Genomic DNA, 18,434 nt, shown 5'->3' on the forward strand with positions numbered 1-18,434 from the left:
CTCGAGCCCATCTAAGCACGCGTCCATCGGGCCACAGCTCGTCAGGAGAGAGTACAACCCGAATATCGAACCGTTTAGTCAGCAGTGTGTGATTTCTATGGCGACTGATTACGCCGGCGCGGGGACTCCCCGTGTCCCCTCGCCAGAGCCCAACTGACCGGCCGACGCTAGTCCGCTTTTCCGTCCTCGCGGTCCCGGCGGCGTGCGTCGTCATCGCGGTCGTCGGGGTCGCCGTAGCCGCCGCCGCCCGGCGTCCGAACCGTGACGGTCGTGCCGGCGGGCACGTCGCGGGTCGTCTTCGACGGGACTGCCTCGCCGTCGACGAGGTTCTGTCCGGTCGCTCCGTCCTCGCCGCCGGCGATGCCGCGAGGGGCGACCCGCCGGCGTTCGGTGAGAAGCGAGACGGTCGCGTCGGCTTCGACCGTGACCGACCGGACGATACCGAGACCGCCGCGGAACTCACCGCGGCCGCCGCTTCCCTCGCGGAGGCCGTACGCCTCGACGAAAAGCGGGTACTCGGCTTCCAGCGCCTCGACCGGCGTGTTGAGCGTGTTCGTCATCCCGACCTGCACGCCGTCCATGCCGTCGCCGCCCGCGCGGCCGCCGAAGCCGCCGCCGATAGTCTCGTAGTAGGTGAAGCCGTCCGAACCGCCGGCGCGACTGCCGATGGTCAGGTTGTTCATCGTCCCCTGTCCCTGCGCGGGGACGCGCTCGGGGGCCGCGTCGGCGAGCGCCGCGAAGACCACGTCGGTCACGCGCTGGCTGGTCTCGACGTTGCCGCCGACGACCGCCGCCGGGGCGTCGGGGTTGAGGAGCGAGCCGTCGGGGACCTCGACCGAGATGGGGTCGTAACAGCCCTGGTTCGGCGGAATCTCGGGGTCGGTGACGCAGCGAACGACGAAGTACACCGCGCTTTTCGCGACCGCGAGCGGGGCGTTGACGTTGCCGGCGACCTGGTCGGCCGTCCCCGCGAAGTCGAACTCGACGGTGTCGCCGTCGACCGTCGCGGTCACCTCGATGGGGATGTCGTCGTCGGTCACGCCGTCGCCTTCGAGCACGTCGCGGGCGCGGTACTCGCCGTCGGGCAGGTCGCGCAGTTCCGCGGTGACGCGGTTCCGGGAGTAGTCCATCACGGCGTCGAACGCCGCGAGAACGCGGGACCGGCCGTGTTCCCCGACGAGGTCGGCCAGTCGCTCCTCGGCGCGCTCGTTCGCCGCGATTTGCGCGCGGATGTCGGCGCGGCGCTCGCCGGGGTTGCGGACGTTGGCGAGGAGCAGCGACAGCACGTCGTCGTTGGTCTCGCCGCCGGCGACGAGTCTGACCGGCGGGAGTCGAAGCCCCTCCTGATAGATTTCGCGCGCGCCGGCGGGCATGCTGCCGGGCGTCATCCCGCCCACGTCGGCGTGGTGCGCCCGCGAGACGGCGAAGCCGAGCACCTCGCCGTCGACCGAAAGCGGCGACACCATCGTCACGTCGGGGAGGTGCGTCCCGCCCTCGAAGGGGTCGTTGAGGACGAACACGTCGCCCGGTTCCGGGCCGTAGTCGAGGACCGTGTCGACGGCCTCGGGCATCGCGCCGAGGTGGACCGGGATGTGTTCGGCCTGCGCGACGAGGCGGCCGTCGGCGTCGAACAGCGCCGTCGAGCAGTCGCGGCGCTCCTTGATGTTCGGCGAGTACGACGAGGTGATGAGCACCTGTCCCATCTCCTCGGCGACGCTCTCGAACTGGTTGCGCATGATTTCGAGCGTCACGGGGTCGACCTCGCGGTCGTTCATTCGCCGTCACCCCCGCTTGTCAGGACGAGCGTCCCGTCGGCTCCGACCGTCCCGCCCCACGCCGGAGGCACGACGACGGTGCTCTCGTGCTGTTCGAGGATGGCCGGCCCCTCGACGGTCGTCCTCGCGCCGAGGCCGTCGCGGTCGTAGACGGGCGTCTCTCGGAACTCGCCGTCGAAGAAGGCCTCGCGGGTGTCCTTGCGGGCGTCGCCGCCGCCGCGGTAGGTCACGTCGAGCGGGTCGCGCTCGACCACGGCGGTCGCCCGGACGTTGACGAGTTCGACCGGATCGTCGAGGCGGTAGCCGTAGGCGCCCTCGTGGGCCCCGTGGAACCGCGCTTCGACCGCCTCGGCGTCGAACGTCTCGCCGACGGGGACGGTCAGTTCGAAGCTCTGACCGACGTACCGGAGGTCGGCGGCGCGCCGGACCGCCGCGTCGTCGGGGTCGGCCACGTCTTCGAGCGTGTCGGCTTCGAGGTCGGCGTAGGCGGCGTCGACCGCCCCGGCATCGAGGCCGGAGAGGGGTCGGCGGAGCGTCCGCACCGAGTCGTGTTTCTGGTCGGCCGCGAGCAGGCCGTACGCCGAGAGGACGCCGCAGGCCCGCGGGACCACCACGGTCTCGATGTCGAGGCTCTCGGCGAGGGCGGCGGCGTGCATCGGCCCGGCACCGCCGAAGGCGACGAGGCCGAACTGCCGCGGGTCGCGGCCGCGCTCGACCGTCACGGCCCGAATCGCCCGCGTCATGTTGGCGTTGGCGACGCGGTAGACGCCGCGGGCGGCCGCGAGCGCGTCGTCCAGACCGGCCTCGTCAGCGAGCCCGGAGAGCGCGTCGCGGGCGGCGTCCACGTCGAGGGAGAGTTCGCCGCCGAGGGCGGAACTGCCGCCGATGTAGCCGAGGACGACGTTCGCGTCGGTCACGGTCGGTTCGGTCCCGCCGCGGCCGTAGCAGGCCGGGCCGGGGTTCGCGCCCGACGAGCGCGGCCCGACGCGGAGCGCGTTGCCCGAGTCGACCCACGCGACGGACCCGCCGCCCGCGCCGACGGTGTTCACGTCCACCATCGGCGTCTTGATGGGCCGGCCGTTGATTTCGGCGTCAGTGGTCCGCTCGACCTCGCCGTCGCGGACGAGGCTCACGTCGCTGGAGGTGCCGCCCATGTCGAAGGTGACGAGCCCCGCGAGGTCGTCGGCGGAGTCGGTCGCGGTCTCCGCCGCGCCGACGACGCCCGCGGCCGGGCCGGACATCGTGGTCGTCACGGCGTGCTCGCGCACGGTCGAGGCCGGGGCGATGCCGCCGTTGGCCTGCATGATTTTGGGAACCGGGACGCCGAGGTCCGCGGCCCGCGATTCGAGGCGGCCGAGATAGCTGTCGATAGCGGGCGTCACGTAGGCGTCGACCGCGGTGGTCGAGGTACGCTCGAACTCACGGAACTCGGCGAGCACCTCGTGGGAGGCGGAGACCGGCGCGTCGAGTTCCTCGCGGAGCACGTCGGCGACGACGCGCTCGTTTTCGGGGTGCTGGTAGGCGTGTAAGAGCGAGACGGCGACGCTCTCAGCGCCGCAGTCGCGGATGTCGTCGGCCAGCGCGCGGACCTCGCGCTCGTCGACTTCGGTCTGAATGCCTTCGACCGTCGCGCGCTCCGTCACCTCGAACCGACGGCGTCGCGGGACGAGTGGGTCGGGCTTGTCCGCGGTCACGTCGTAGAGGTCGGGGCGGGCCTGTCGGCCGATTTCGAGCACGTCGCGGAAGCCCTCGGTGGTGACGAGCGCGGTCTTCGCGCCGTCGTCTTCGAGGAGCGCGTTCACGGAGACGGTCATCGCGTGGGTGAACGCGTCGACCTCGGCCGGGTCGACGCCGGCGTCGTCGCAGGCCTTCTCGATGCCGCGGACGACGCCGACGCTCTGGTCGTCCGTGCTCGGGACCTTCGCGGTGACGAGGCGGCCCTCGGGGGTCAAAAGCGCCACGTCGGTGAAGGTGCCGCCGACGTCGACGCCGATTCGTGTCTCGGAGTCCATCAGAACACCCCCATATCGGCGGCGACCGTATAGAGCGTTCGGAGGCCGAGCCAGACGACGACGAGCGTCACCAGCCCGCCGACGACGTTCTGGAGCGTGGAGTTGGCGTACGACCCGAGGATGTCGCGGTCGTTCATCACGTAGATGAGGAAGACGGCGACGATGGGCAAGAGGACGCCGTTGGCGACCTGCGCGAAGACGATGGCCTGCACGGGGCTGTAGCCGACCGCGGAGAAGACGATGCCGACGAGCAAAATCGAGCCCCAGACGGCGCGGAACTTCGTGGACTTGAGGTCGGTGTCCCAGCCGAGCGCCCCCGCCGTCGCGTACGCACCGGCCAGCGGGGCGGTCGTCGCGCTGGTGAAGCCCGCGGCGAACAGCCCGATACCGAAGAGCACCTTCGCCTGCGTGCCGACGAGGGGTTCGAGCTGTTCGGCCATCGTGCTCACGTTCTGGATGTTCGTTCCGACGGGAAACGCCGCCGCGGCGGTGACGAGAATCGAGATGGTGATGAACCCGCCGAGGACGATAGAGAGAATCGTGTCGGCCCGCGACTCGTTCAACTCCTCGGGGCCGGCCCACCGCTCTTGGACGCTCCCGGCGTGGAGAAAGAGGTTGTAGCCGACGACGGTCGTTCCGATGAGGCCGGTGATGAGGAACGCCGACCCCTCGGGGACGCTCGGGACGAACCCGCGGGCGAGCGCACCGAGGTCGGGGCCGATGAGGATGGCGTCGATGAGGAAGGAGACAGCCATGACGGAGACGAGTCCAACGAGCGCCTTCTCGATGAGTTTGTACTTGCCGGACCACAGGAGGACGCCGGCGACGAGGCCCATCGCGGGCCCCCAGAGGTTGGCGCTGATGCCGGTCAAGCCCTCCAGTCCGGCCGCGCCGCCGAGGATGTTCCCGGTCTCGTAAGCGGCCGTGCCGACGCCGATGGCGCTGACGACGAGGGCGATGCTCAGCCCCGACAGCACGGGGCTATCGAACTGGCTGCGGAGCGCCTCGCCGAGTCCCTCGCGGGAGACGAGGCCGAGTCGGGCGCTCATCTCCTGGAGGACGATGGTAGCGATAATCGAGAAGGCGATAGTCCAGACGAGCGCGTAGCCGAATCGCGCGCCCGTCACGCTGGCGGTCGTGACCGTTCCGGGGCCGATGAACGCGGCGGCGACCATCGCGCCCGGACCGATAGATTTCAGACGTTCGATGAAGTTCATGGTTCTCCCTGTGAGGTGGATTGACGTATCAAACTCTGATTGATAAATTCCGGTTGAGAACGTCGTTTACGCCGGGAAGAGTGCGTATGAAGGTGTGTGAACGAGTATGAAGTCAGCGGCGGGTGTGGACCGGTGACCGGTTCGGGGGACTAGCGACCGGGTCGGGTCCAGGTCGAATGCGACCCTCACCGGACCTCGGTGAGAAGCACTTTCGAGACGCCCTCTTCGACCTCGATATCGAACGGGGACTGCTCGGTGCTGAGCGCGATGAACCGCGACATGAACCACTTGACGGACTCGGTAGGAAAGACGACGTGGAAGGTGTCGCCCTCGGAGGCGCGGACCGTGAGAAAGCCACAGAACGACAGCCAATCGAGGAGTTCGCCCAGCGATTCGAACCGGTCGCGGTACTCGTGGGCGTGGAACGCCGCCACCCGGTCGACGGCGTCGAGGAACGCGGGGTCCGGGTCGCCGTCGTCGCCCTCCACGTAGTCGAGAAACGTGTGCAGGAAGTCCACGTCGAGGAGGACGTGCTCGCCGCTCGACAGCATCTGGTGGTAGGCTTCGAGGTTCGGCCCGGCGTCGGTCGTCGCCGCCTCGAAGTTGGCCGCGTAGAAGACGAGCGCCTCGCGGACGAGTTCGCTCTGCGCCTTGTCGGTCCGACCGGTAAGGCCGTCGAGCGCCGACTGGGCGTCCTCGTCGAGCGACACCGTGATGCGATTCGTGACCATGGGTGTCTAACTCTCGGAGGGGTTCTTAAGGATGTGCGGACGGCCGTCGCGAGCCGCGAACGAGTGACGAACCGGGACCAGTCGTCTAAAAAGTGTGAAAATTTTAGAAATTGTAATCGGCGGCGCGGGTGTCAGCCGTCACCCCGCTATCGCTGGGCGGGCGGTCTCGCGGCCGTCGCCGACTCGATGAAGACGAACCGCGCGCCCCCGGTCGAACCGTACTCCGCGGCGGGCGTCCAGTCGTGGGCGGCCGCGATTTGCTTGACGATGGCGAGGCCGAGACCGCCGCTGCGGCGTTCGCTCACGCCGGCTTCGAAGCACTCGTGGGGGGGCGTGCCGTCGGGGAAGCCCTCGCCGTCGTCCTCGACGAAGAACCCGCTTCGGGTCCGGCCGGCCGTCACGACCACGTCCTCGCCGCCGTGGACGACGGCGTTCTCGAACAGGTTTTCGAGGAGCTGTCGGAGTCTGCTCTCGTCGGCCGCTATCGTCCGCGACGCGCCGCCGTCGGTCCGGTCGAACCGCAGTTCGGCGTCGGCGGTCGGGACCGTCTCCCACGCGCGTTCGGCCACGCGCCGGAAGTCGAGGGGCTCCGGCTCGGCGACCGCATCACCCTGCGAGGCGAGCGCAGTCAGGTCCGAGAGCAACTCCTCGACCCGGTCGAGGCTCTGTCCGAGCTTTCGAAGGTCCTCGGCGTCCGCGTCGCCGGGCGACTCGGCGACGATGTCGAAGTAGCCCCGCGCGGTCGCCAGCGGGGTCCGGAGGTCGTGAGAGACGACGCGCGTGAACTCGCTGAAGCGCTCGTTCTGGCGTTCGAGCAGGCGCTGGCGGGCGTTGTGCTCTGTCACCTCGCGCTGGAAGCCGATGTAGTTCGTGACGCTCCCGTCGTCGCCGTGGACCGGCGTTATCTCGGACTGGTTCCAAAACGGCGTCCCGTCGCGGCGGTAGTTGAGGAGTTCGACGCTGCACGGCTCTTCGTCGGCGATGGCCTCGCGGAACCGCTCGCAGTTCTCTTCGGCGGTGTCCGGTCCCTGCAGGACGCGGTGGTTCTCGCCGAGAACCTCCTCGGCGTCGTAGCCGGTGAGGTCCTCGAAGGCGTCGTTGGCGTAGACGATGGGACAGTCGTCCTCGCTCGGGCCCGTGATGGTGATGCCGACCGAGGCCTCGTCGATGGCGCGGCGCATCAGCGACAGTTCGGCCTCTTGCGCCAGTCGCTCGGAGATGTCCCGGAGGATGCCCGTCGTGCCGACGACCTCGCAGCCGTCGTCGTGTAAGAGCGTGAGGTGACACTCCATGGGCACGCGGTCGCGGCCGTCGCCGTCAGCCGCGAGGAGTTGCGTCTCGAAGGTGAGCCGGTCGGTCTCCGCGCCGTCGCCGAGCGACGCCCGGAGCGACTCGTAGGTCTCGTAGTCCGCGTCGGGGAGGTACGACGAGAGGTGCGAGCCGAGGACGCGTTCGCGGTCGTGGCCGACGAGGTCGACGAACGCGTCGTTGACGTACTCGAAGCGGTCGTCGGAGTCGAGCGAGTAAACCGGGTCGCCCGCGGCGCGGATGATGTGCTCGTCGCGGGCGAGCTCGTCCCGGCGCGCCCGCTCGCCGGAGATATCTCGGAGGATACCGACCGAGCCCCGGAACGCCTCGCCCTCGTAGGGGAGATAACCCATGTGGTCGCGGCACGGGACTACCTCGCCGTCGGCCGTCCGTATCTCGATTTCGAACTGGGTCGTGTCGGGGCCGCGCGACGAGAGAGTCTCCCCGAGTTCGTCGGCGGCCTTCTGCACGTCTTCGTCGCCTTTCACGAGCTCCGGGCCGCGCCCGAGAATCTCGTCGACGGCGTAGCCCGAGAGGTCCGCGAAGGCGTCGTTGACGTAGGTGAAGCGGCCGCGCTCGTCGACGACGTAGACGGGGTACCCGAGGGCCTCGAGGACGGTCTCGTAGCGCTCCGCGCGACGGGTCGCCCGGTGTTCCGAGACGCTGTTTTCGATGCGGTTGACGAGCAGTTCGTACTGCTCGGAGGAGGGCTGTTTCTGCAGGTAGTCGGTGACGCCCGCGGAGATGGCGTCGCTCGCGACCTCCTCGCTCCCCTTGCCGGTAAAGAGAATAAAGGGGAGCGAGTCGTGTTCCTCGCGGACCGTTTCGAGGAGTTCGACGCCGGTCATCGCCGGCATGTCGTAGTCGCTGACCACGCAGTCGATATCAGAATCACGAACGATATCGAGCGCGGCCTCGGGGTCAGCACAGGTCGTCACCTCGAACGAAGAGAGCTTTCGGAGGTGCGTCTCGCCGAGGTCCAAGAGCGCCGAATTGTCGTCAACATAGACGATGTGCGGAGATTTCGAGATCGTCATCGGTAGTTATCAAATGGTAACTCCCGAGGCGACACATAGGTTCGACCTCTATAGTTAGGGAGCGGTATGATTTCGGATGTGATAACGATTCGCCAATGGCACGAGGAAAAACAGCTGGTCAAACCCCGACTTCGGGAAGGACCACCGTGGGATTTTTAACAACAGATTGAACTTTCTAGGGTATGTCCTCCGTTACGAACTCCCTCCCCCGCGTCTCGACGGACGGCGTCGAACGGTTCCTCGCGGCCCTCCTTGCCGGGCTCCGCGGAACGTACGCCCTCGGAGCGGCTACTAGTGGCATCGTCCTCATCGGACTCGTCGCGAGGCGGTGACGACCCGACACAGTCCGCACACCCATGCGTACCTCCCACGTCGCCGCCCTCGCCGTCACCGCGTTCGCGCTCGTCACCCTCGGCCTCGCCGCGGGGTCGTTCGACGCCGCGAGACCGGATGGACCGGCCGTCTCGGAGTCGGCCGACGGGTCGGTAGCGCTCCGCGAGCAGTCGGGGTCGAGCAGGCAATCTGACCGTCCGGACCGACCCTCAGTCGGTCGACTGGTACTCCCGGACGACGGCGTACTCGGCAGTCTCGGGGTGCAGTCGTCACCGGCCGGCGGACTGCGCTCGCGCCTCGTCGTCGGGGGCGCACTCGTCGTCGGTGCGGTGGTGCTCGTCTTCCGCCGACTCACCGACGACGACGCGCGGGCGTCCGAGACGACGAAGGAGCGGGGAGGCACGGACCACAAACCGTCGGAACGGAACGCGCCGGCGCCGTCCGATTGGGGCGGCCCGCCGGCGAACGGCGTCTCCCGCGCGTGGTTCGCGATGGTATCCGCGCTCGGCGCGGCGGCCACCCCGCGACAGACGCCAGCCGAACTCGCCCGCACGGCCGCCGACGCCGGCTTGCCCGCGGGCACGGTCGGGTCACTCACCGAGCTGTTCCGCGCAGTTCGGTACGGCGGGAAGCGGCCGACCGACGAGCGCGAGCGACGGGCCGAAGACGCGCTCGACGCGCTGCGGCGAGACGAGAACTGGCCGGGCGGGCGCGAACCGTGAGCCGCGCTCGCCGCGGGCTGTTGGTCGTCGGCCTCGCGTCGGGCCTCGTCGGCGTACTGCTCGTCGCCTCCCCGGGCGTCGCCCGCGGCGTCTCACTCACGGGGGCCGCCCGAACGGTGCCCGTCGCCGTCGTCGGCGTCGCCGCCGCCGCCCTCGCCGCCCGCTCGCTGTTGGACGCTCTCAGAGGAAACGCCGCGGGCGACGGCGAGAGAAAGGCGACCACCTCAGGCGCGTTCCCCTCGCCGGAGCGTCGTCCGCGCTACGACCCGCCGGGGACGGAGTTTGCCCGTCGAGTGGACGCAATCGGGTGGACCGACCGGCGCGACGCGGAGCCGGCGAACCGCCGGGAGCTCCGCGACGACCTCCGGAACGCGGCGACGAGCGCGCTCTCGCGGGGTTCCGGGCCGAGCCCGAGAGAGGTCGAAAGGCGGCTCCGCGACGGGAGTTGGACGGACGACCCGCTCGCGTCGGCGTTCTTCGCCGGCGACCTCGTCCCGTCGCTGTCGCTCTCGGGGTACGTCCGCGCGCTGGTCCGCGGCGAGCCGCCGTTCGCTCGTCGGGCGGGTCGCGCCGCCGCCGCGCTGTCGAAGCGGGCCGGGGCGGGCGACATGACACCGGCCCCGTCGGCAGACGTTCGGGTGGCGTTCGGGGACGAACCCGCCGTGCGGACGAGCCGATATCTCCCGGACGGCGAGGAGAGCCGCGAACGCGAGTCGGCGACAGACCGGGTCCGCGGCGTGACCGCCGCAGCGCTCGCAGTCGGCGGGCTCGGAATCGTCACGCTGCGACCGGGGCTGCTCCTCCTCGCGCTGTTCGGAATCACCGTCTCGGGGTACGCCCGCGCGGTCCCGGCCCCGTCGCGGGCGGTGGCGGTCGAAAGAGCGGTCAGCGACGCCGAACCCGCGGTCGGCGACGAGGTCGAGGTGACCCTTTCGGTTCGGAACGTCGGCGACGCGACGCTCGCGGACCTCCGACTCGTCGACGGGGTTCCGCCGGGGCTCGCCGTCGTCGACGGGTCGCCAAAGTTCGCGACCGCGCTCCGATCGGGGAAGCGTGCGAGCGTCACGTACACGGTCGAGGCCGCCCGCGGCGACCACGCGTTCGACCCGGCGCTCGTCGTCACGCGCGACGCCCTCGGGGTACGCAAGCGGGAAACGCTCGTCGACACCGAGACGACGGTTTCGTGTCGCCCGCCGGCGCAATCACTTCCGGGTGGCGCTCCCGCGAGAACGACGACGCGAGCGGGGCGGTCGCGGTCGGACGCCCCGGGGCCGGGCGTCGAGTTCCACTCCGTCAGAGAGTATCGACCGGGTGACCCCCCATCCCGAATCGACTGGAGACGGAAGGCCAAGACGGGGGAGTTCTCGACGGTGGCGTTTCACGAACACCGACGCCAGCGAGTGCTGGTCGTCGTCGACGCGCGGGCCGAGGCCTACGTCGCATGGGATGGCGGGGGCGATGGCGACGGCAACGGCAACGGTGAGCCGGTCGTCCAGCGGGGCGTCGCCGCCGCCGCCGCCCTCGTCTCTCGCTTCCGCTCCGCGGGTGTCCCGGTCGGTCTCGCGGCGCTCTCACCGCGGTCCTGTCGGTTCCCGCCCGGCCGCGGAGGCGACCACCATCGCCGGCTTCAGGAAGCGCTGGTGGCCAGCCCCGCGTTCGGATGGGAGCCTCCGGACGGCGAGGTGGACGCGTCCGCGGCGGTTCGCGAGATTCACCGGCGAGTGCGGGCGGACACGCGGGTCGTCTTCGTCTCGCCGCTCTCCGACGACCCGAGCGTGACCGCCGCGCGGCGGTTCGACGCACACGGGCACCCCGTTTCGGTTCTCAGCCCGGACCCAGCGGCTCGGACGCGCGCTCGTGGCTACGAGTCCGGATACGCGTCGCTCGCAAGGGAGCGACGGCTGCGGCGGCTTCGAGCGGCCGGTATCCCCGCGAGCGATTGGGACCCGACCGAACCGCTACGGGAGGTGACGCGCAGTGGTCAAAGCCGTGCCACGACGTCCAGATAGCGCCCCGCCGCTCCGAAGTAGCGGCGGTGCGCTCGCGGCCGCGATCGGTGCGGCCGTCATTACCGCGGTCTCGGTCCCCGCGCTCGCGATGGGCGCGCTGGGAGTGCTCTCGCTCGCCGGTGCACTCACGTTCGGCGTCGAGTCGGCCTACGCGCCGGGCATCGCGCTCCTCGCGGGGTCAGTCGTGCTCGCGGGCGTCTTGGGTCTGAAACCGCCGTTCCTGCTCGCGGCCGCGTTCCTCGTACTCCTCGCGTGGGACGTGGGGAAACACGGGTTCGGCATCGCGCGGGAGGTCGGGCGGGAGCCCTCGACGTTCCGAATCGAGGCCGTCCACGGGCTGAGCAGCGCCCTCGTGTATGCGGCCGGTGCGACGCTCGGCTACGGGATATACGCCGGCGTCACCGGCGGACGGTCGGTCGTCGCGCTCCTCGCGCTTCTCGTCGGTTCCGTGGCGCTCCTGTTCGCGTTGCGGACGTGAGGGGTCGTCGAGAGCGAGGGCGGAGCCCAGTCACTCCGGCCGACCGACGGACGCGCGTAACACGGACCGGTCGACGGACCCGGGAAGCTCCCGCAGGGCGTCGAGCGCGTCATCCCGCCGCCGCGCTGCCCGTTCCCGGAGAAGCGACTCGTCGCACTCGGGCGGGGAAATCGCGGTTGCGGCGGGGTCGGACTCGCAGATACGACGGAGTTGACGCGCAACGCTGGTCTCGCGACCGACGCGGCCGAGCAGTCGGCGCTGGGGCTCGTCCGCGTCGGCGAGCATCGAGCCGAGAGCGGACGCGGTCTCGCCGAGCCGACCGGCCGTGTCCTCGCAGTACGAGACCACCTCCGCCTCGGTCCGAACCGGGGCCCGCTCTGCGGAGCGGAACGTACCGACGAGTCCCCGGGCCGCCTCGTTGAGCCGTTCGACGCACGAACCGAGGTGCGACGAAGAGACCGAGCTAATCGAGGAGTAGGCGGCCGCGTGGAGGTAGTCGCCGGCGAGGAGCGCCGTCGTCGAGTCCATCGTGAGCGAGTGGGCGCGAGCGTCCGAGAGCTGGACGAGCAGTCGGCCCCGAACACGGTAGTACCCCCACAGGAGCTCGACCGCTGACCCCGCGGCGCGCACGGAGCTAGCGTCGACGGCGTCGTCGGTCTCGGAGACGGTGTCGACCGTGTCGGCGAGGAGGTTGGCGTACCACGGCGTCTTGGACTCTTCGACGACCTCGCGAGCGGTCGCCGCCGCCGACCCGTCCAAGCCGTCGAAGAGCGACCGGAAACGGGATTCGACGGTCGAATCGGCGTCAGACGAGCGACCCGCCGCGTCGGTCGCGTCAGTCACGTTCGAGCCCCCCTTCGGCGGCGTCAGCCTCGGCCTCGGAACCGGGTACCGAATCGAGTTCGGTCGCACACCACTCACAGAACTCGAGCGACGGGTCGGCGGTGCGTCGACAGTTCGGACAGACCCGGCCGTCGCGGCTCCCGGACCGCCTCGACGCGCGGTTCTGGGCGCGGGCGACCACGTACGCGTCGATAGTGGCGAGGAGAGTAACGACGAACAGCGGCGCGGCGCTCCAGAAGTCACCCGCGCCCCGCAGGTACGTCGTGACCACATCGGGACCGCTCAGAGAGCCGACGCCGAGGAGGACGACGGCCCACGCGAACGCGCGCTTCCAACGGCGGAGGGACAACTGTCCGAGCCCCGCAACGAACGACGAGAGCAGCGCGGCGAGAAACGGGTGCTTGACTGTCCGTTGATTCATATATTGAATTTTTGTTCAGCCACGTATAGCGATTCTGGTCGCCGAACCGCGGTACCGCTACCGATAGCTTAAATATTGAATTGATATTCAACAGCGCCGTGGACACACCATGAACGACACAACAACGCGGAGGTATCTCGCGATTGGCGGACTGAGCGCGGTGCTCTCGCTTTTCGTCCTCCCTATCGCGGGGGTCGTCTCGGTCTACAGCGGCTACAAGGTACACGGGCACACGAAGAACATCTACAGCTATCTGCTGGCCGGGGCGGGGTCGCTCTCGGTGCTGTTCTGGGTGGCCTACCTGATTCGGGTCTGAGCGCGGTCGTCGGCGAGTCATCCCGCCGCCGCCCGCGACGACCCGAAAGCGACACTTCCGTCGAACGCGAACCGCCGGGATATGACGCAGGACGGTCGCGCCGAGGAGTTGGAGCCGGCGAAGCGGCGTATCATGGAAGCGACAGACAGGGCGCTCCGGAAGCACGGCTACGGAAATCTGACGATTCAGCACATCGCCGACGAGTTCGAAAACAGCAAGACGCTCCTGTACTACCACTACGACGGGAAAGACGAGCTGCTCGTCGACTTCCTCGACTACGTCCTCGCGCGGTTCTTGGACGGCCTCCCGCAGGGGGACCGCACGCCCAGAGAGGAACTGGAAACGCTCGTCGACGCGCTCCTGCCCGAGACGCTCTCGGAGGAGGCCTACCGGCTCCAACTGTCGATGTTCGAACTTCGGGTGAACGCGCCGCACGACGAGAACTGCCGCGAGGAGTACCGCCACGTCGACGCCGAACTCACGGAGCTGCTGCGGGACATCCTCGTCCGCGGCGTCGAGGCGGGCGAGTTCGAGGTCGCCGACCCCGAGGCCGAGGCCGAGCTGTTTCTCTCGATTCTAACCGGGACGCGCGCACGCCGGCTGACGGTGTTCGAACCCGACGAGTCCATCGAGTCGCTCCGGGCGGCTATCGAGTCGCACATCGACCGCATCTCGGCGTAGCCCGCGCCGAGGCGTGCGGCCGGGTCGCGGTCGCACCGGTTCAGGCCAGTTTACCGCCGTCGACGGGAAGCGCGTGGCCGTTGACGAACGACGCGTCCTCGGAGGCCAACCACGCGACGACGCTCGCAATCTCCTCCGGTTCCGCCATCCGTCCGAGGGGCTGTTCCGCGGTGATGGCCTCGACCGCGCCGGGGTTCGCTTCGAGCGACCGCTCGACCATCGGGGTCCTGACGACGCCCGGACACACCGCGTTGACGCGGACGCCCTCCTCGGCGTACCGCACGGCCGCTGACTTCGTCAATCCGACCACGCCGTGCTTGCTCGCGACGTAAGGTTCGCTCCCGTCGGCGGCGAGTCCGGCGATGGACGAGGTGTTGATAACCGAGCCGCCGCCGCCTTCCATCAGCGCCGGGAGCTCGTGTTTCATGGCCAGCCAGACGCCGGTGAGGTTGATTCCGAGCACTCGGTCCCAGTTCTCCCGCGACTGCTCCGGAAGCGGGTCGTTGTCGCCCTCGATTCCCGCGTTGTTGTGCGCGATATCGAGGCCGCCGTACGTCTCCCGGGCCGTCTCGACCATCGACCGCACGTCGTCGGCGTCGGTGACGTCGACCGCGACGAACGTCGCGTCGCCGCCGTCCGCCTCGATTTCGGAGACGACCTCGCGCCCGCGCTCGGCGTCGATATCGCCGAGCACCACGTTCGCACCCTCGTCGGCGAGCCGCTTGGCGCTCGCGCGCCCGATTCCGCTACTCGCACCAGTCACGACCGCAGTCTTGCCGTCTAATCGGTCTGCCATACCTTGCTGAATATTTTGTCAATATATAAATATCGAGATGAGGAAGCGACATTCGAAAATCGCTCGTCACCGTCCATCCCGCCGGGACGTGAACCCTTATTCGCCCGGCGTCCGTCGGTTCCGACCATGACACCGCGACCGTCGACCTTCTCGATCGTCGCCCGCGACCCCGAACAGGACGCCGTCGGCGTGGCCGTCCAGTCGAAGTTCGTGAGCGTCGGTTCCGTCGTCCCGTTCGTCAGCGCGGACGCCGGCGCAGTCGCCACCCAGAGCTTCGCGAACGTCGCTTACGGCCCCGACGGATTGGACCTCCTGCGCGAGGGGCATTCGGCCGAGGAAGTCGTCGCCGAACTGACCGACGCCGACGACGAGGCCCCGAGCAGGCAGGTCGGCGTCGTAGGGGCGGACGGGAGCATCGCGGCTTTTACCGGCGACGAGTGTTTCGACGTGGCCGGCGACATCCAAGGAGAGCACTACACCGTCCAGGGGAACATCCTCGAAAACGAGGCGACGCTCGAAGCGATGGCCGAGGCGTTCGAGACGACCGACGGCGGCCTCCCCGAGCGCCTGCTCGCGGCGCTCCACGCCGGCAACGACGCCGGCGGCGACAAGCGCGGCGAGCAGTCGGCGTCGATGTACATCGCCAAGCCCGAGGGCGGCTACGACGGCGGCAACGACCGCTGGGTCGACGTGCGCGTCGACGACCACGACCACCCGATAGACGAGCTCGAACGCGTGTTCAAGCTGTACGACATCACGCTCTTGGAGCGCGAAGCGCCCGAGGAGACCCGGTCGCTATCGGGTGAGACGGCCGAATCGGTGCTCGAAACGCTGTCGGACCTCGGCTTCTACGACGGAACGCCGAGCGGCGAGTTCGGCGACGAGGCCGTCGCGGCGCTCGAATCGTTCCGGGGCATGAACAACTTCGAGAACCACTCGCTTTCCGTCCTCGAAGACGCCATCGCTCGCGGCTGGGACGACGTTGATGGCGGGGAGACAGCGAGCGAGGGCGAGGCGGCGGACGAAGACGATTCGACGGGCGAAATCGACGGAGAAGCGCGGCTCATCGAGGCGGTTTGGCAGGGCCTCAGCAGGCTCGATAGGAAGTAGTCGATTCCGAGACACGGGTGGAAACCGACGCCTACCGGTCCGTCGCGATACGGAGCGAGTAGGCGATACAGCCCAATCCGGCGAGTTGCGTCAGTCTGACGAGCAACCGGAAGACCCCCTGGAAGTGGATGGGAACGAGGCGGAACGCGACGAGGCCCTGCCCCGCGACGGCGAGCGTGTAGGTGACGCCGAACAGGAGAATCATGCCGACCGAGAGCCACCGCATCGACCGCTCGTCGTTCCGCCGGAGGCCGCGGTAGGCCTGATAGCCGATGTAGAGGCCGACGAGTGCGGAGAGCGTTGCCGCGCCGCCGGCGAGGAGCCCGATGGGAGTGCCGAAGCCGGGAAGCGCCATCAGAACTTCCCCCACATCCGCGTCAGTTGGTCGGCCACGTCGTCGCTCCGGCGGTCGAGTTCCCACGAGAGGTCGCCGTCGCGGACCGTCACCTCGAACCGGTCCAGTTGGGAGACGTACGCCGTTTCGTGGTGACCGTCGGCCCGGGGTCGCGTCCGCTCGGCGACGAGGTCCGCGTCGACGAGCCGGTCGAGACGGCGGTAGATAGACGAGGTCGAAAGCCCGCACCGCTCGCTGAGTTCCTTCGCCGACCGCGGCGACTCGCTCGTCGCCGCCAGAATCGACCGCACGTGCTCGTCGTCGAGGAGTTCGACGACGGTCGCCAGGTCGACGTCTGCCATCTCGTCTCTACGGGTCATCCGACTCGTCCATAGGTGCTGTGTCTCATCGTCGGTGTGGAAATCGAAGCTAGTCGTGCCGCCGCTCGGAGAAAACGGCGGGCGCGGCGGGAGGTGAGGCCGGTGAGGGGGGACGGAAGACTGGCACGGGGGAGAGCATAGGTGTCGAAAGCGGCCGACACGGGCGCACGAGACATCCTCACACATCGGTCTCACCGCCGAGTTCGCGGCCGAAGAGGACGGCGAAGTGCGTGCCTCCTATCGAGTACACGACGCTCGCACGGTCGACACCGGGAGAGTCACCGAGGTCGATGGTTGCCTCCGCGCCGGGCGCGACCGTCTCAGCTCCCGGCCAGAGCGGTTTTTTCTCGACGCGCCCGGGAGCTTCGGGAAGAGAGAGGTCGTAGAAGAGTCGGTCAGCGGGGACGGTCTCGCCTGCCTCATGGCGCACCGTAACGCGGTCGGCCGCCTCGTCGTAGGCCAGCCCCCACGTCACCTGCGGAAGCCGGTACCGCGGGTCGATTTCGCCGTCGGGCCGGAGCGGTACGCGCGCCTCGACCGTGGCGAGCCGGCTGTCGACGTACACGTCGAACGTGTCGGCGGCGTCGGCGAAGCGATAGTGATCGTCCCTGAGCGCCGATTCGAGCGCCTCTTTCGTGGGAACGCGGTCGGTCGTGTACTGGTAGTGGACGATTTGATAGGCGTTGTCGCGGTCGAACCGGAAACCGTCGGCGAGCATCGCCGGGTGGTCCGTGGGGTCGTGGAGGCTCGTGTTGATGCCGGCGTGGGACGGCTCGCCAGCCGCCGCGGTCAACTGCTCGAAGTCGGAATTGACCTCGTGGTACCGGGGTCGCTCGCCTGCGCCAGTATCGACGAGCGCCTCCAGATTCGGTTCGTCGTGGAGGTTCGCGCTCGTGAACACGATGACGTCGTCGCCGACCGCTACCCGGCGGGGGCCGTCGTCGCGGGCGAACATGTCGTAGCCGCGGTACGTGCCGGCCCGCTCGTACCCGCTTTTGGTGAGCGTCCGACCGACAGACGAACGCTCGAAAGACGCCTCGATTACGCTCCCGAAAACCGAGTCAACGAGGCGGTCGTAGCGGTCGAAACCGATGCCGAAGTAGTCTAGCGCCGCCTTGTCGTACGCCTGCCGAGCGACGAACAGCCGCGGAGCGTCGGGCCGAATCCTCGGCTTCCGAGACGAACTGAAGTAGTACCGGTCTGGCGGTCGCTCGACGCTCGACGGTGCGGGGAGCCAGCGCCGATACGCCGGGGCGGGCGTTGGGGGGACGTCGAGGCGGCCGTAGCGCTGGGCACCGCCGAGCGGGGGGAGGTCCGAAAGACAGCCGGCGGTCAGCGCGGAGAGCGACGCGGCCGCTGCGGCGGTTCCGGTCGCGAGGAACTGTCGTCGCGTCGAGCCTGTGGAGGGCCGAGAGTCGTCAGGGGACATGCGGCAACGTGGCGGTCACCCGACAGGAGCATATAACCGAACTATCGAGTGCAGACGGGCGCAGCTCGGCGACAGGTATAAGTAGCAGTCAGAGCGGTCGTTCCGGCAAACGCCGTCAGCTCAGGGAAGAACAGTCGAAACGCCGCGAAAATCAGTCTCGTCTCTCAGTTCCCGTCTCGCCGAAGCGCGCCGGATGCGATGGCGTTGGTGGGTCACCGCGGCGCACCGACAGGGCCGCGCGGGGGAAAGGAAGTCCCGCTCAGCCGAGGAGGTACTTGAGCGCGGGGCGCTGGCGGACGAACTCCATCTTCTCGATGATGGCGTCGAGGCCGAGGATACGGCCCGCTGCGAGCGTCCCGACGATGGCGAACATCATCAGCCCGAACAGGTCACCGTTGACCACGCCGTGGGCCCAGTCGGCGTTCCCGAGGTAGAAGAACACCATCAGGACGCCGCCGAAGAAGGCGGCGAGCCGGACGAGTGCACCCACGATGAGCCCGAT

The 18,434-nt window shown here is 69.0% G+C and carries 18 protein-coding genes and 1 pseudogene; 7 read left to right on the plus strand and 12 right to left on the minus strand.

Translation table 11 applies throughout. The features are described 5' to 3' along the window. Positions 1-167: 167 nt before the first annotated feature. From BN984_RS18395 to BN984_RS18415, 5 genes are all read right to left on the minus strand, one after another. Positions 168-1,775, minus strand: a complete 1,608-nt coding sequence (locus tag BN984_RS18395; protein ID WP_049968974.1) for a hydantoinase B/oxoprolinase family protein — start codon at positions 1,773-1,775, stop codon at positions 168-170. After that, positions 1,772-3,787 carry a hydantoinase/oxoprolinase family protein gene (locus BN984_RS18400; RefSeq protein ID WP_008093942.1) on the minus strand — a complete coding sequence of 672 codons (2,016 nt, stop codon included), beginning with the start codon at positions 3,785-3,787 and terminating at the stop codon, positions 1,772-1,774. Before BN984_RS18400 ends, BN984_RS18395 begins: the two co-directional genes overlap by 4 nt. Beyond that, positions 3,787-5,004 carry an Nramp family divalent metal transporter gene (locus tag BN984_RS18405; RefSeq protein ID WP_008093943.1) on the minus strand — a complete coding sequence of 406 codons (1,218 nt, stop codon included), beginning with the start codon at positions 5,002-5,004 and terminating at the stop codon, positions 3,787-3,789. The genes BN984_RS18400 and BN984_RS18405 overlap by 1 nt, the downstream gene beginning before the upstream one ends. 185 nt (positions 5,005-5,189) lie before the next feature. Then, the gene (locus BN984_RS18410; RefSeq protein WP_008093944.1) at positions 5,190-5,735 is read right to left on the minus strand and encodes a ribbon-helix-helix protein, CopG family; all 546 of its coding nucleotides are present in this window, start codon (positions 5,733-5,735) and stop codon (positions 5,190-5,192) included. A 146-nt stretch (positions 5,736-5,881) separates the two neighbouring features. Beyond that, positions 5,882-8,080 carry a PAS domain S-box protein gene (locus tag BN984_RS18415; RefSeq protein ID WP_049968975.1) on the minus strand — a complete coding sequence of 733 codons (2,199 nt, stop codon included), beginning with the start codon at positions 8,078-8,080 and terminating at the stop codon, positions 5,882-5,884. Between the two features lie 182 nt (positions 8,081-8,262). On the opposite strand from BN984_RS18415, the gene BN984_RS19520 reads away from it, so the two are divergent. The 4 genes from BN984_RS19520 to BN984_RS18430 are packed head-to-tail and all read left to right on the plus strand — an operon-like array spanning position 8,263 to position 11,622. Continuing rightward, positions 8,263-8,412 (plus strand): hypothetical protein, encoded by a 150-nt coding sequence (locus BN984_RS19520; protein WP_156037902.1) that lies wholly within the window; start codon positions 8,263-8,265, stop codon positions 8,410-8,412. A 24-nt stretch (positions 8,413-8,436) separates the two neighbouring features. Then, positions 8,437-9,135: a DUF4129 domain-containing protein gene (locus BN984_RS18420; RefSeq protein WP_049968976.1), complete on the plus strand. Its 699-nt coding sequence runs from the start codon at positions 8,437-8,439 to the stop codon at positions 9,133-9,135. 20 nt (positions 9,136-9,155) lie between these two features. Then, positions 9,156-11,144, plus strand: coding sequence for a DUF58 domain-containing protein (locus BN984_RS18425; RefSeq protein WP_081909272.1), 1,989 nt, complete (start codon positions 9,156-9,158; stop codon positions 11,142-11,144). Continuing rightward, the gene (locus BN984_RS18430; RefSeq protein WP_449404899.1) at positions 11,125-11,622 is read left to right on the plus strand and encodes a DUF7519 family protein; all 498 of its coding nucleotides are present in this window, start codon (positions 11,125-11,127) and stop codon (positions 11,620-11,622) included. Before BN984_RS18425 ends, BN984_RS18430 begins: the two co-directional genes overlap by 20 nt. Before the next feature lie 30 nt (positions 11,623-11,652). On the opposite strand, the gene BN984_RS18435 is transcribed toward BN984_RS18430, so the two are convergent. Continuing rightward, entirely contained in the window at positions 11,653-12,465 is an 813-nt protein-coding gene (locus BN984_RS18435) for a polyprenyl synthetase family protein (RefSeq protein WP_181950725.1), read from the minus strand. Then, positions 12,458-12,886, minus strand: coding sequence for a DUF7575 domain-containing protein (locus BN984_RS18440; protein WP_049968978.1), 429 nt, complete (start codon positions 12,884-12,886; stop codon positions 12,458-12,460). Before BN984_RS18440 ends, BN984_RS18435 begins: the two co-directional genes overlap by 8 nt. Positions 12,887-12,995: 109 nt before the next feature. Between BN984_RS18440 and BN984_RS18445 the strand changes: the two genes are divergently transcribed. Continuing rightward, positions 12,996-13,202, plus strand: a complete 207-nt coding sequence (locus BN984_RS18445; RefSeq protein WP_008093957.1) for a hypothetical protein — start codon at positions 12,996-12,998, stop codon at positions 13,200-13,202. A gap of 81 nt (positions 13,203-13,283) precedes the next feature. Next, entirely contained in the window at positions 13,284-13,883 is a 600-nt protein-coding gene (locus BN984_RS18450; RefSeq protein ID WP_049968979.1) for a TetR/AcrR family transcriptional regulator, read from the plus strand. Between the two features lie 40 nt (positions 13,884-13,923). On the opposite strand, the gene BN984_RS18455 is transcribed toward BN984_RS18450, so the two are convergent. Next, positions 13,924-14,679, minus strand: coding sequence for an SDR family NAD(P)-dependent oxidoreductase (locus tag BN984_RS18455; RefSeq protein ID WP_049968980.1), 756 nt, complete (start codon positions 14,677-14,679; stop codon positions 13,924-13,926). 126 nt (positions 14,680-14,805) lie between these two features. Here BN984_RS18455 and BN984_RS18460 point away from each other — a divergent pair, with 126 nt between their 5' ends. After that, positions 14,806-15,789 (plus strand): DUF1028 domain-containing protein, encoded by a 984-nt coding sequence (locus BN984_RS18460; protein ID WP_049968981.1) that lies wholly within the window; start codon positions 14,806-14,808, stop codon positions 15,787-15,789. Positions 15,790-15,820: 31 nt separating this feature from the next. Here BN984_RS18460 and BN984_RS18465 read toward each other — a convergent pair whose 3' ends face one another. From BN984_RS18465 to BN984_RS18480, 4 genes and pseudogenes are all read right to left on the minus strand, one after another. Then, positions 15,821-16,144: a DUF7521 family protein gene (locus BN984_RS18465; RefSeq protein WP_049968982.1), complete on the minus strand. Its 324-nt coding sequence runs from the start codon at positions 16,142-16,144 to the stop codon at positions 15,821-15,823. Then, on the minus strand, positions 16,144-16,485 hold the full coding sequence (locus BN984_RS18470) for an ArsR/SmtB family transcription factor (protein WP_081909268.1): 342 nt from the start codon (positions 16,483-16,485) through the stop codon (positions 16,144-16,146). The genes BN984_RS18465 and BN984_RS18470 overlap by 1 nt, the downstream gene beginning before the upstream one ends. 196 nt (positions 16,486-16,681) lie before the next feature. Beyond that, on the minus strand, positions 16,682-17,932 hold the full coding sequence (locus BN984_RS18475) for a hypothetical protein (RefSeq protein WP_049968984.1): 1,251 nt from the start codon (positions 17,930-17,932) through the stop codon (positions 16,682-16,684). Positions 17,933-18,191: 259 nt separating this feature from the next. Then, positions 18,192-18,434 (minus strand): annotated as a pseudogene (locus BN984_RS18480) (quinol oxidase); the annotation flags it as partial.

It is taken from the genome of Haloferax prahovense, from assembly GCF_000723845.1.
Taxonomy (GTDB): domain Archaea; phylum Halobacteriota; class Halobacteria; order Halobacteriales; family Haloferacaceae; genus Haloferax; species Haloferax prahovense.